This window comes from Gammaproteobacteria bacterium, assembly GCA_016200485.1.
Taxonomy (GTDB): Bacteria; Pseudomonadota; Gammaproteobacteria; order Tenderiales; family Tenderiaceae; genus JACQEP01.
Genome location: JACQEP010000014.1, coordinates 77811 through 91088, shown reverse-complemented (window position 1 = coordinate 91088; position 13278 = coordinate 77811). Strand labels below are relative to the sequence as shown.

The 13278-nt window shown below is 52.3% G+C and carries 13 protein-coding genes; 9 read left to right on the top strand and 4 right to left on the bottom strand.

Going from position 1 to position 13278, the window contains the following annotated elements; genetic code table 11:
* Nucleotides 1–169 precede the first annotated feature (169 nt).
* The 8 genes from HY272_09215 (at nt 170) to HY272_09180 (ending at nt 8703) form a co-directional block, all read left to right on the top strand.
* On the top strand, nt 170–1774 hold the full coding sequence (locus tag HY272_09215) for a Na+/H+ antiporter (GenBank protein ID MBI3772863.1): 1605 nt from the start codon (nt 170–172) through the stop codon (nt 1772–1774).
* Nucleotides 1775–1960: 186 nt separating this feature from the next.
* Nucleotides 1961–2239: an MTH1187 family thiamine-binding protein gene (locus HY272_09210; GenBank protein MBI3772862.1), complete on the top strand. Its 279-nt coding sequence runs from the start codon at nt 1961–1963 to the stop codon at nt 2237–2239.
* A complete protein-coding gene (locus HY272_09205) occupies nt 2236–2385 on the top strand; it encodes a hypothetical protein (protein MBI3772861.1) in 150 nt (49 codons plus the stop codon). Before HY272_09210 ends, HY272_09205 begins: the two co-directional genes overlap by 4 nt.
* Before the next feature lie 131 nt (nt 2386–2516).
* The gene (locus HY272_09200) at nt 2517–2870 is read left to right on the top strand and encodes a YkgJ family cysteine cluster protein (GenBank protein MBI3772860.1); all 354 of its coding nucleotides are present in this window, start codon (nt 2517–2519) and stop codon (nt 2868–2870) included.
* A gap of 239 nt (nt 2871–3109) precedes the next feature.
* On the top strand, nt 3110–4462 hold the full coding sequence (locus tag HY272_09195; GenBank protein ID MBI3772859.1) for a glycosyltransferase family 2 protein: 1353 nt from the start codon (nt 3110–3112) through the stop codon (nt 4460–4462).
* 8 nt (nt 4463–4470) lie between these two features.
* Entirely contained in the window at nt 4471–5994 is a 1524-nt protein-coding gene (locus HY272_09190; protein MBI3772858.1) for a polysaccharide deacetylase family protein, read from the top strand.
* A 2-nt stretch (nt 5995–5996) separates the two neighbouring features.
* Nucleotides 5997–7073, top strand: a complete 1077-nt coding sequence (locus HY272_09185) for a hypothetical protein (GenBank protein ID MBI3772857.1) — start codon at nt 5997–5999, stop codon at nt 7071–7073.
* A gap of 85 nt (nt 7074–7158) precedes the next feature.
* Nucleotides 7159–8703 carry a hypothetical protein gene (locus HY272_09180; protein ID MBI3772856.1) on the top strand — a complete coding sequence of 515 codons (1545 nt, stop codon included), beginning with the start codon at nt 7159–7161 and terminating at the stop codon, nt 8701–8703.
* Here the strand turns inward: HY272_09180 and HY272_09175 are convergent, their stop codons facing one another.
* From HY272_09175 to HY272_09160, 4 genes are all read right to left on the bottom strand, one after another.
* The gene (locus HY272_09175; protein ID MBI3772855.1) at nt 8704–10041 is read right to left on the bottom strand and encodes a hypothetical protein; all 1338 of its coding nucleotides are present in this window, start codon (nt 10039–10041) and stop codon (nt 8704–8706) included. It lies immediately after the preceding gene.
* Nucleotides 10042–10180: 139 nt separating this feature from the next.
* Nucleotides 10181–10681, bottom strand: a complete 501-nt coding sequence (locus HY272_09170) for an LEA type 2 family protein (protein ID MBI3772854.1) — start codon at nt 10679–10681, stop codon at nt 10181–10183.
* A gap of 64 nt (nt 10682–10745) precedes the next feature.
* Nucleotides 10746–11456, bottom strand: a complete 711-nt coding sequence (gene rluF, locus HY272_09165; protein ID MBI3772853.1) for a 23S rRNA pseudouridine(2604) synthase RluF — start codon at nt 11454–11456, stop codon at nt 10746–10748.
* Nucleotides 11457–11474: 18 nt separating this feature from the next.
* On the bottom strand, nt 11475–12326 hold the full coding sequence (locus HY272_09160) for a serine protein kinase RIO (GenBank protein ID MBI3772852.1): 852 nt from the start codon (nt 12324–12326) through the stop codon (nt 11475–11477).
* Nucleotides 12327–12595: 269 nt separating this feature from the next.
* Here HY272_09160 and HY272_09155 point away from each other — a divergent pair, with 269 nt between their 5' ends.
* Nucleotides 12596–13276: a hypothetical protein gene (locus HY272_09155; protein MBI3772851.1), complete on the top strand. Its 681-nt coding sequence runs from the start codon at nt 12596–12598 to the stop codon at nt 13274–13276.
* Nucleotides 13277–13278 lie beyond the last annotated feature (2 nt).

The window sequence follows — 13278 nt, the reverse complement described above, 5'->3', positions numbered from 1 at the left end:
ATGTCAAATGTAGGGTGAGTTTACCCAAAGGGCACGAGAGCATTGTTTGCGTAACCTATCCGATCTGCTACGTAATGTCTGAACGCGGGCGAAGGCTACAATAGCAGTAGCCACTGGATGGGTGCCGCGGTACCGGTAATCCCCGTGCCAAGGTACAATCTAGTCCACTATGGATATTCTTCAGCACGTACTCGCCATGATCCTCGCCGTTACGCTTATTGGCGCGCTTGGCAGGCGTGTGCCTATACCGTTGCCACTGTTGCTGGTGGGCGGTGGCGTAGCAATGAGCGCTATTTCCGGGTTCGAGAAGGTCGAGCTGGAGCCGGAAATATTCTTCGCCCTTTTCATTCCGCCGCTGTTGTTTGCCGACAGCTGGTTGTTGCCCAAGCGCGAATTCTATCAATTGCGTTATTCCATCATGCTGCTTGCCTTTGGGCTGGTCTTCGCTACGGTGTTTGCCGTGGGGTATGGGTTGCATCTCCTCATTCCCAGCCTGCCGCTCGCTGCCTGCTTTGCGCTCGGCGCCGTGGTGTCGCCTACGGATGCGGTTGCAGTGTCGGCACTCACGGAGAAGGTCCGCTTACCTAGCCGCAGTGCCAATGTGCTTGCAGGTGAGAGTCTGGTTAACGATGCCTCCGGCTTGGTCGCGTTCAAATTTGCTGTGGCCGCAGTATTGACCGGTAGTTTTTCGCTCGAACATGCGGCGGTGTCGTTCGTCGCGCTGACTGTCGGTGGTTTGCTCGCGGGGCTTGCCGTTTCTGGGCTTATTCAGTGGCTGAGGCGTTCACTGGTGCGCCGTGGGCTCAGAGACCCTTCAGTATCGGTTGCCTTGTCCCTGCTGACGCCCTTTGCAGCCTACCTGGTGGGTGAACAACTGTTTCATTTTTCCGGCATCCTCGCGGTGGTCGCGGCCGGGTTTTATGCTGGGGTGCACGATAGCAAGCACATGGAGACCGATATCCGACTGCATGCCTGGAGTGTCTGGACCATGCTGTTGTTTGTTTTCAACGGCCTGGTGTTTTTGTTGTTGGGCCTGCAACTGCGGAGTGTGTTCATCGGCATCTCCGGTTACAGCGGGCTAGAGCTGCTATATTACGCGCTGGCGGTATCCGGCATGGTGATCGTTGTGCGCCTGCTTTGGATATTCCCATTTTCGCGGGTTTCGACCTGGCTCATGCGCCTGCATGATCCTGAGGTTCCAACGCCACCCTGGCGTAATGTGTTCATTACTGGATGGGCGGGGATTCGTGGAGCCGTGACGCTGGCGGGTGCCTTATCGATTCCATTGATGGCCGGGGAGGCGCCCTTTCCAGGACGCAATTTACTTATCTTGTTGGCAACCAGCGTTATCATTGCAACTCTGCTCATCAACGGCTTGACCTTACCGTTGTTTATTCGCTTGTTCCGTGTGCAGGCAGACGACATCGCGGAACGTGAAACACGGGCGGCTCGGGTGGCGACGACCGAGGCAGCTATCAAGTCGCTGGCGAATATGCCAACTGACGAGCTTCCGGAAGAGCAGCGGTTTTTTTTGTTGCGATTGATGGAGGAGTATGAGCACCGACGCCTGCATTACGCGTATCCCGATACCGCTCAAGGACAGATGGCCGGAAGTCGTCTTGAATGCGAGTCGTCCATCCGTTTGAAGGCGCTCGCGGCGGAGAGAACAGAGTTACACAGGTTGCGACAGGCTGGCATCATCAACGACGAAACGCTAAGAACCATACAATTCGACATTGATTACGTTGAGGCCAGCCTCACTGGGCGTGTCTAGTGACTGGGTGTAATCCCGGCAGCGGCTCCGTTTCCGTCCTGCCTGCCAGCGCAAGCTCGCTGTGCTAACGTCGTTGCCACATGAGGCCTTCACCGGGTAGCCTTGAGGATGCTTGAGACGCCACTTGACTCACACTTGATACTTGGATCAAAGGAAACGTTGCCCGTTAACCACGAGGATTTTGAAATGAAAGCCACCGCTGAATTACAGATTATTCCAATTGGTAGAGGTGTCTCGGTCAGGCAGGAGATTACTCGGGTTGCCAAGTTGCTTCAGGCGCACGATTTTATTATTGAGACCCATGCTTCGGGTACCAACATTGAAGGTGAATTGGCTGAGATTCTGACGGTGGTCGAGGAAATTCACGAGCTGTTGCACAAGGAAGGTTGTGTTCGCTTGGTGAGTTATTTAAAGGTGGAGACCCGTACCGATAAGGTACCGACATTGATTGGGAAACGGCTGTGAGGGAGGAAGCGCGCCATCGCACACCCGCCGTTATGCCTGAGGCATGTTCGATGGGGCCGCTGTTAACCCTGAAAGAACATGAATTGTTGCGCGCGGCACAGCGGGCGGGTGTGCCGAATGTCGAGTGCTCGCTGGATCTGGGGTGATCGACGACGCGCGTTGCGGAGTTGAGCGGCGATGGGGTGTTGGCGGTAAAGGGCTAAGCATGTAAGCCGTATGGCGACAATAGCGTGCCGTGAGCGTAAAATCACAGCTTATACCTGATGAAATCATTTAAATGACTAAAAACGACCGAACCATTCGCTATTTAAGGGCGCGTATTCCTTCCTTCGAATGCACACCCGGCTGTCACGATTGCTGTGGGCCGGTGACTACCTCCAGCGAAGAGATGGCAAGGCTGCCGGTCAAAAACGAAGCGGCGCATGCGACAGCATTGGCTGAGCTGAGCTGTCCTCACCTGGGCAGCCATGGCTGCCGGGTCTACGCTGAACGTCCATTGATCTGTCGCCTGTTCGGAACAACGCCACGCCTTGCCTGCCCGAATGGCAAGGGACCTGCGCAAATGGTCGATCCAAAAATAGAGCAACAGGTTTACCGTTTTAACGCGGAGACACGCCAGGTATTGGTCTGAAGTTCCCCTCTAAAATCGTAGAAAATTAAGCAGTTGTTCCAGCTTTCGGGTCCAGGCGTATGTTGGCCACGGGATACATGTATAACCCATTGATTAAAAAATATTTATTGTATATTTTAAATTAGTGATTCGGTTATTTTTAGCGCTCTGGAGCTATTAAGTAACCAGTATGACGGGTCGTTACTATCTAGAGCTTATTCATATCTGGATGGCAACCGCAGTGGATGAGAGAATGGTGTATGGAGGGGTATATTTATCAGTCCCGTGAGGATGGCGTCACCAATTTGCGCAATTTCTTTAATCATGTCTTGGTGATTACGTTATCGATAATTTTCACTGCACTTATCTTTTTTCTAACGCTAGCGCTGGCTGCTTGGATAGGGGGGCAGGTCTTCCCAACGATGGAAGTAGCGATTCCGCGCTGGATATCGATCACCTTCCTTGCCTATCTCTGTTTTTACCTGATCGGAATTATTTTCCCGTTCATGCTGTTTCTGGGTTGGCGGCAACTAAAATTCCCAATCCGCACTAACGATAATAAAACGACACCGTTCGTAACGCTCGTGATTCCTGCCTATAACGAGCAAAACACCATGGCCAAAAGCCTGAAGAGTGCCATGGAGCAGGATTATCCTAATTACGAAATCATCGTTGTTGACGATGGTTCATTGGATTTTACGCCCTATACCGTCGACAACGATTCAATACGGTTTATTCGCCTGCGTCGCAATCGCGGCAAGGCCGCTGCATTGAATGCGGGTATTGATCAGGCCAAAGGCGACATTATTATGTTTTCGGATTCGGATTCTCGTCTTGATAAGTCTGCTATTCGTTACATGGTGGAGCACTTTAACGACCCGACGGTCGGTGCTGTGGCGGGAAAAGTCTGTGTGACCAATAACAACATCATGCTTGAATGTTGGCAAAACCTGGAATATCTGCAGGCGCAGACCATCATGAAGCAGGCGCAGATCGGTAACGGGGGTTCGGTCACGGTGTGTCCGGGGCCGGCGTGTGCGGTGCGCCGGTCAGTACTGTTTGAAATGGGGGGCTACAAAGACAGAACCCTGGTTGAAGACTTTGACGCCACGCTTGAAATCATTGGCCTGGGTTACCGGACTGTTTACGAACCGCGTGCGATTGCCTGGACCAATGTTCCTCGCCGTTGGCGGGTATTGGGTTCACAGCGCACTCGCTGGTATCGCGGTAATCTGCAAGTACTATCGCTATATCGTGATATATTGCTGCGCCGCAGAGCGGGCAGCATAGGTCTATTTTGGTTACCGTATTCTCTTTTTTCAGGCTTTGGTGCGGTTCTGTTCGAGATTGCCATGCTCGCCAGTTTTCCGGTTTTACTCTATTTCTCCGGCGCAGCGCTGAAGATCTTCGCTATGGGTTTAATCATTATGGTGCTTATAGAACTGATGGTATCGCTTCAATATCTAATCCCGCTGGCGATCGAGAAAGAATTAAAGCCGAAGCTGATTTTCGCGGCGCTGACCGTTAAACCTTATCATCTTTTTCTTTCCTGGATCCGCCTGGTCGCCATATGCCGGGAGGCCAAAAAGCAGGAGGCCACATGGGCTGGTTAATAAATCCTATGAATAAAATATTTCGTGGCGTCTATGCGCCTCTGTTACTGCTGCCATTTTTATTATTCGCAACACCGAGTCTGTCGCTTGCGGCATCAGTGCCGGTATTGCTAACGTTTGACACTCAAGAAGCAAAAGACGCCAGTGCGATCAATGCGCTGAATTTAACACGCCCGGCAACGTTTTTTGTAACGGGGCAGTTTATCGAGAAAAATAAGCAACTGGTTCAAGAATTGGCGCAGAAGCACAGCATAGGTGCGAATTCTTACAGTCATATCAACCTGGCTGAACTTTCGATTGCAGATCTGCGCAAGGAACTGCTCGCCAGCAAGGTTGTGTTGCAGGAGGCCACTGGCAAGGCACCCCTCTGGTTCAGAGCGCCTTTGTTGTCATACAACCCACAGGTGATGGATGTGCTAAATGAGTTGGGTTTTCGGTACGACAGCTCTGATCCTGAACGCTGGACCAAGCTGAAGCAATTAGTAGAGTTGCCTATCTCATCCAGTGCGGACGATACCCACCTGCTGGCTTCGGATTTTGAACTGTTTGAAAACCAGAAAATGTCGGATGCCGATGCGCTTGTGTGGTTGAAGTCACGTTATCAGGAGCGCGTCTCAACCGGACGGCCCTTGGTGATACTGCTTCATCCCCGCATTATCGTTGAGCATAAAGCGGTGTTGGATGGATTTATCAACTATGTCGTCCAGCAAAGTGGCGTGTTCATGTCGGCCGACGGCTGGTTGCAAGCAACCCAATCGATTAAACCCAAACAGCTGGGTGTCTGGCTCAATCTGGCACTGGGCCAGCCTGATCCCGAACTGTTGCTCAAGGATTTACGCGAAAAGGGCATGAAAGATGTTTATCTCATGGCCCGTGATCCGGATGGCAATGATTATTTCGTTGCTCAGCGAGACAAGCTGGGTTCACAGCAAGACATCTTTGGAAAGTATGTTCAGTTATTGAAACAGGCTGGTGTGAGGGTGCATGCCTGGTTGCCTGTGTTCAGAAACCCTGTACTGGCTAAATTACATCCCGACTGGGCCATGGTCAGTGATACAGGTGCGGTGTCTGTGGAGTGGCTTTCACCGACGCATCCCGAGGTGAAAAAGTCACTGGCGAATACGGTGGAACAACTCGTTAGCAATTATAATCTGGACGGTATTCACCTCGATTATGTGCGCTACCCTGATTTGTCACATGATTATTCACCTCTGTCACTGCAAAATTTTAGCGCTGCCAAGGGGATGACTGCCGTCACGCCGCGGCAACTGATATCCAAATACTACACTGTATGGACAGATTGGCGTGCCAGCCAGATCACTGCGTTTGTACATGATATCAAAGTGCGGGTGGCTAGCCATGGCGGGGGGATGCAATTGTCGGCTGCCTTGATCGCAGACGCGAGTGTTTCTTACCTGTCACACGAGAAATTTGGCCAGGAGTACAGCCAGCTGGCCGAGTATCTCGACGCCGTCTTGCCGATGGCTTATTTCAAAAATGAGCAAGAACAGTCGAATGGATTCATCAGGTAGCGATGGCTGCACGCTATCGTGTTGGTAATAAGCAGGTGTTTACAGGGCTGGCAAGTTATCAAGAACCTGGCAAGTGGTCCCAATCGTCAAAAGAGTTTGAAAAATCACTTGAGGAAGCGCAGCCTGGTTCCGATGGTTTGGTTTTTTATCCGTACTCATATTTATTTGGTCGGGGTAAAGAGGCTGGCTACAACCTGGAACCGGGAAGTGCGGCATTATTGGATGGCATTGTGACAAATGCAAGCGTGGCAGTAGTCCCGGGAAGTGACAGTAATCGTCCGTCTAACACTGTCGATAAAAAGCCGACTGAGTCAGTCATACCTACTACAGACATAACCGAATCAACATCAAGTCCCAACTATGCCTGGCTTGCGGCCATTCTTGGTAGTGTTGTCGTGGCGTTACTCTTCATGATGTTCAGGCGTTGGCAGTCGCACTCATCTCATGACAAGGCACCCCCCACTCCAGAGCGTGGAAAAACAGGGCGGCGCAGCAGCGACCATCTGCGTAACTGGCGTCAGCTATCCGCTGAGACAGAGCAGGAAATCATTAGTTACGACACCTTTATGAAAGTCTCGGCCTTATTGCGTGCCACCGGGGCGGCGAAGGTGGCATCATTCCGTCGCGCCAGAGTACTCGATATCGTCAGTGACAGACCCAAAACAATGAATGAAATTATCGCCGAAGCGGGTGTCAACACCCAGGATGCCCGCACATTGCGCTTTGTTGAGGAGTCTAATTTGCTGGGTTATGTGGCTATCGATGGTAATCGGGTCAGTATCACCGATAAAGGCCGTCAATTCTTGATTCACTGGCAAGACGCCGGTTACAGCAAAGACTGCCTCTCTTTCCTTGAGGCACGATTAAAGGAAAGCCTGCTTCTCGACTGCCCCTATTGCGGCGCCCATACACTGGGCCATTGGTTCTGGGAGAACTTCCAGTGTATTGGGTGTCATCGTCATCTCGATATTAGTGAGTCGTCATTGATTCATCGCAAACCTGAAGTGGTGTCGGCATCGATTCATTCGCTGTTTCATGAGGGGAATGATAACGACCGGCCAATAACACGTATTTCTTAGTGTGCACGCACAAGGCGATGTTTGATTTGTTTATTTGCAGATGGGAAAGAAATCGGGCTTCTGTTTAGGGTGCTCGTGAGTTGTTATGATTAGAAAGTTTTTCAATTCTCACTCTATAGGCGTGCTCAGTATTCCATTAAGCCTGGCAGTCTTGTTTTTGAGTGCGAGTGTGGTGCGCGGCGCTGAAACAGCATCGGGACTTGAAGAACAACTCAACCAGGCCGCGAAGTATTGTTCCATAGAAAAATATCGTCTCGGGTCACGCCTATATCGCCAAGCGCTACGGCAAAACGAAGCGAATTTACCTGCCGATCGTTATCTGGAAATCGCCCAGTCACTGGCTGACTGTGATGATGCTGAGGGGGCAATCGATGCGCTGGAAACATTTACCAGTGCCAATCCTAAAATAATTGAAGCAAAAGTGTTGCTGGCCAATCTGCTGTCTTGGAACGGGCGCTTGTTGCAAGCTGTTGTGGTCGCTGATCAGGTGCTGGCAGTCGAACCCAAGAATCGACAGGCACGATTGGCCAAGGCAAATGCCGCCAGTTGGAGCGGGGATTTCTATGTTGCTTTGCCCGTATTCGAAAAACTGTTGGCTGAGGAAGAAGACTTCGATACACGCCTCGGCTATACCTATGCCTTATTAGCCTCAGGCAGTTACCGCGAGGCCAAGTACAGTCACTGGTGGTTGTATGCTGCCAATGTTCCAAAGCGCCACACAACACTTGAGGTACGCCAGGCCTTGATCGATCAGGGACGGCGCAATGTGTCATGGAAAACCGAATATCTCAATGACAGATCCCATAGCAGGCGGTTTGATCATATCTTGTCATATAACTTGCCGTTCGAGCGGTCAGGCATGACGCTCAGCCTACGGCAGCAGAAGGCGGAGGACCCATGGACAGCGTTGTCTCAGGAATTGAATGGCGTGGAAGTTGCGGGGCGCTGGCGGATGAGTCCTGCCTGGAAGTTGGCGAGCGAGTTGGCCTGGGTGAAGGCGGGCACCCATCAACAAACGTTTGATGAACTGAATCTGTTGCTGTCGAGCAAGACACAGACCGGCCGCTGGTTATGGGATGCCGAGTTGAGTCGCGAATTGTATGATGATACGGCATCAATTCTTGCGCACCATATTATCCGCAGCGATATTTACAATCATGCACAATACACCGTGAATGACTGGATACGGCTCAACGGTGAGCTACGCGGCACGGATTATTCAGATGACAACAAATCATATGAGCTGGTACTCAGATCACGTTACTCCATTGCGCTGATGGAGCCACGGATTGAAATCGGCTACAAGTATTATCAGCAGGATTTTCAGCGACAAAGTGGTGGTGGCTATTATGCGCCTGATAATACTGCGGCACACGAGTTGACCCTGGGCTTTACCCATTATTCAAAAAGTTTTGAAGGTTCTGGCGAAATCTTTTATGGCCGCCAATCCACCTCCATTGCAGTGACTGATCAAACTGAGAATATTGCCGGGCTAACGCTTAACCTGGGTTATAACGTGATGAATGTGTTTAGTGTTAATGCTTCATTGGAAGGCAGTCATTCCGCTCTGGGTAAAGTAAATGGCTATTACTACTATCTTGCCAGTCTCGGAATTTCAGCCTTTTTCTGATTAGTCTTTAGAAAGACGATCCATCACGTTACGGCTAATCTGCTCAACGATTGGGTCATGGCCTTTCAAACCATGACTCCAGTTCGTTGTACTGGCAGTAAATACCGTGCCACCGCCGGGCTTCTTGTAAATACCAAAACAGGCATTACCAATACGTCCCGGCTGCCATTCTTTAAACCAGGGCCAGGCATCATCAGGCCATTGTGCCGGTGCTGTGGCGAGCACTTCAAAATTCTCCGGGGTTCCATCGCGATGTGTGGGTTGCGGGCGTCCATCGACCCACGTGATCTCGCAGCCATCACATTCATAGCCGACGATACTGTCTTTACCCCCGAACTGTTGGCCTTCTTTGAGACCTGTTTTGGCAAATACCCAGTGCTCAGGCCGATGCACCGTAAACGCTCCCGTGCCATCCATGAACTGTCCATGATTGCGATGCATGCCGCCAAAGCGCATACCGACACCGCTGAGCTGATTCTCTGGCCGACCGATCAATGGATGACTCCAGAGCGTGGCAAGGGTGGGATTAGGGCCTTCTGGACGATAAAGTGGATCGTCGCGGTAGTAAGCTCTCCATATCACCATCTCCTGTGCATCCGCTTCATAGCGAATCTGCCAGGTGATATTGTTGCCGCCGAAAAAAGCAACATTGCCGCCGTTGGCGATGAAGGCCTCCAGTTGATCACGCATGCCGGCTGACCAGTATTCATCGTGTCCCACACTCAATACGAGCTTGTAGTGTTTAATTAAATCCGGGTTCCGTTCGAAATCGCTATTGATCGCATAATCCATGCGATAACCATTTTTCTCCGCCCATTCAATAAAGGGAAGATCCCAACGGTAGGCGTCACTTGGAATCGGACGCAAGAATGAAACGCGATTCGTCTCTTTTACCGAGGCACTATTGAATTCATACAAACTATTGCCACCCCAATTGTTATAGGCGTTATAGGTATTCGTTGCCATTTGATAGAGGATGTTTGCCTCTTTGCCAGGATGGGCGGCACGGATGACAAAAAACATCGACTGTCCTTCGATCCACTTGCTACTGTCCGCAGGATCTGAAACACCGAGGAAGACCTGGTAATAACCACTGCGCCATGACTCAGGCACGGTAACAGTAAGTGTTTGTGGCCAATTGGCGCCATGGCTTGATGCATTTTCAGGAATTGCATGCGGCTGGCCGTTCGTGACTTCTTTAGTCAAAACAGTCTGGCGTTCTATGCCAAATCGTTGAATCGTGATTTGGAAGCGCTGGAATTTGGATGAAATATGAAATGCGATAGTGTCTCCGGCCTGATAGCTGAGCTGGTTGGTATAACCCACTAGCGGTGCCATCGCTGCTGAGTCTGCCCGCGCAGCACTCGCCAATGCCAATACCGTAAATAATGATAAGCAAAGCGTTTTAATGACACATATGACTAAAGGTTTCATGGCATGACCACTTTAATATGAATTTAAAAAACTGAATGCATCCTTACATGTTTGCCTTGCTGCGGAGGCCAGACAGATTGATATCACCTTCCTCAGCAAACGGAAGTTCTATAGATGGCTGCGAGAGATGAACCTTGCCCGAGAGTTTATAGTGCATCGTCTCGGTTTGGCTTAAGGTGATGTCCTTGAGCTGACGCGCGAGCGCCGCGAGCGTGCTGACCGCGTCGATATCGATCAGTGCTGAGCCGTACCGTGGCACTGTCACCGGATGAGGGCTCACGCCGGTGACGAAGGGATGGTCATTGATCTCTACCCGCAACTGGATGCCATCGATGGGCAGGTCAATAGCATTAGGGTTCTGCACGCGCAACTGAACGCGGTAGCGCTGCTCCAGCAGTCCAGGTTCCACCAGGTTGATACTGGCAACACCGACCTGCGGCTGTTCTAATTTTGGCAACATGCCAGCACAACCTGCCAATACTAGCGAGAACACACCTACATACCACCACTGCATTGCCCGTTGCATTTTATATTGATACTCCATAATTACCCTTAGCCCGCTCGTAGTCACTCAATTTACCGTAAATTGCAAAAAATGTCGGGGTTGTCTATCTCTCGCTTTTGGGTTGACGAGGGGCGGGGATTATCCCGCGCAACTCCGTTTCCGTAAGGTTGCGCCAATGGCCGACCTTCAGGTTGCCAAGCTTGATGTGCATAATTCTGATGCGCTGCAATCGCTTTACCTCGTAACCAAAGACTTCGCACATGCGGCGGATTTGGCGGTTTAATCCTTGGGTAAGGATGATGCGGAAGGTAAATTTATCCACGCGGCTGATTTTGCAGGGCTTGGTACGCTCACCGAGGATATGCACGCCGCTGCTCATGCTGCTGAGAAAATCATCGGTGAGTAGTTTGTCCACAGTAACGATATATTCCTTTTCGTGATTGTTCTCTGAACGCAGTACGACGTTGACGATATCGCCGTCGCTGGTGAGCAGGATCAGGCCTTCGGATTCTTTGTCGAGGCGGCCGATGGGAAAGATGCGCTCCGCATGGCCGACGAAGTCGATGATGTTGCCGCTGACGTGGCGCTCGGTGGTGCAGGTGATGCCGACGGGCTTGTTCAGGCAGATATACACATGCTGCTGTTTGCGTGCACCGATTAGGCGCTTGTCGACGCGCACTTCATCACCTTCGTTGACCTGGGCGCCCAGTTCGGCCCGATTGCCGTTGATGGTGACTCGGCCGTTGGCGATCCAGTCATCTGCCTCGCGGCGGGAGCAGATGCCGGTTTCGCTGATGTATTTATTCAGTCTCATGACTAGGTATGGTTACTTTTATTCTTTCATTTCCTGTTTGTAACGTTGGCGTTCTGCTTCTTCTTGGTTAACGGCCTCTATTTCGCGCAAGACGCTGGCGACATCGGCCGGCCTTTCGTCGCGTTCGAAGTGGCCCGTCAGCTCGACGCCGGGGTGCAGATTGCCACTCTCGTAGAGCGTCCATATCTCCATGCCGTAGTCGGTAGTGAGCAGCTCGGGCGCAAACTGGCCGAAGTAGGCGGCGAGATTGTCGATGTCGCGCATGAGCATGCTGCAGGCGTTGTTGTTGCCGGCGGCGTCGATGGCTTGGGGCAGGTCGATGATGACGGGTCCATCGCTGCTGACGAGTACGTTATATTCGGACAAGTCGCCGTGGACGATCCCGGCGCAGAGCATGAGTACGACCTGATTGATCAATGTACGGTGGTATTCGCGCGCCTGTTCTGCGGTGAGCACCACGTCGTTAAGCCGGGGGGCGACGTCGCCACTGTCATCCGTCACCAGCTCCATCAGCAGTACGCCATCAAGGAAGTTATAGGGCTGCGGGACACGCACACCGGCGGCGGCAAGCCGGTACAGGGCATCCACCTCGGCGCTTTGCCAGGCTTCTTCCTGCTCTTTGCGTCCATGGCGGCTGCCTTTTTCCATGGCGCGGGCGCGACGGCTGTTTCGTACCTTGCGGCCTTCGGTGTAATTGACGCTCTGGCGGAAGCTGCGTTTGTTGGCCTCTTTGTAAACCTTGGCGCAACGGATCTTTTCGCCACAACGAACCACGTAGACCATGGCCTCCTTGCCGCTCATGAGCTGACGGATGACGGTATCGACGAGTCCTTCCTCGACCAACGGTTTAATTCTTGCGGGGATCTTCATAGGCGCCTTTTTCCGCCATTTCGGCGTGCCATCACCATGATAACATTGTCAGCTTTTTTCGACATGGACACCTATTTTTGCGGACACGACGTGGCCTGCCAGCCGCATCCGATCCTTGGGATTTGCCGCATTATTTGAACAATATCCCGTTTAGCGCCATCGGCGATGGCGATCCGGGCGGGAGGATGCGGCCCATTTTGAGGTAGCATATGCCATTATGCGCGGCTTGTTGCGTGCGGTGGTTTGGTAGTTTTTCTGTTGAGGTGGCGATGATTCCTTGGGTGTTGCTGGGTGAGGCGCGGGTGGCGGTTGATGGCAAGAAGCTGTCGCTCCATCAGCGGGATACCGAATTTTCCATCAGGCTTGATGGTGGCGGCGGTGAGCTGATGAACAGTCGCTGCCACGGTTCTGAGGAGGCGTTGGCCGAACTCTCCTGTTCGCGGCTGGCGGGGCGTGACCGGCCGCACGTGCTGATCGGCGGCTTGGGCATGGGCTTCACCCTGGCGGCGTCCCTGCGACAATTGGGGGCTGATGGTCAGGTGACGGTGGCGGAACTGGTGCCAGAGGTGGTGACCTGGAATCGAGGCCCCCTGGGCGAGCTTGCCGGGCATCCACTGTTGGACCCGCGGGTCACTGTGCGCGAGGGCGATGTGGCGCAGATAATCAAGGCACAACCACACGCTTATGACGCGATCCTGCTGGACGTTGATAACGGTCCTGAAGGCTTGACTCATGATAATAACGACTGGCTCTATGGCAGTGATGGCTTATCCGCAGCCTATGCGGCCTTGCGCGCTGGCGGTGTCTTGGCTGTGTGGTCGGCCACCCGCGTTAAAGCCTTCACTGGCCAACTGCTTAAGGCGGGTTTTGAAGTGGAGGAGGTGGGGGTGAGGGCGCGTGGGACCAAGGGTTCGCGGCACGTGATCTGGCTGGCGCAGGTGCGAAATTGAGA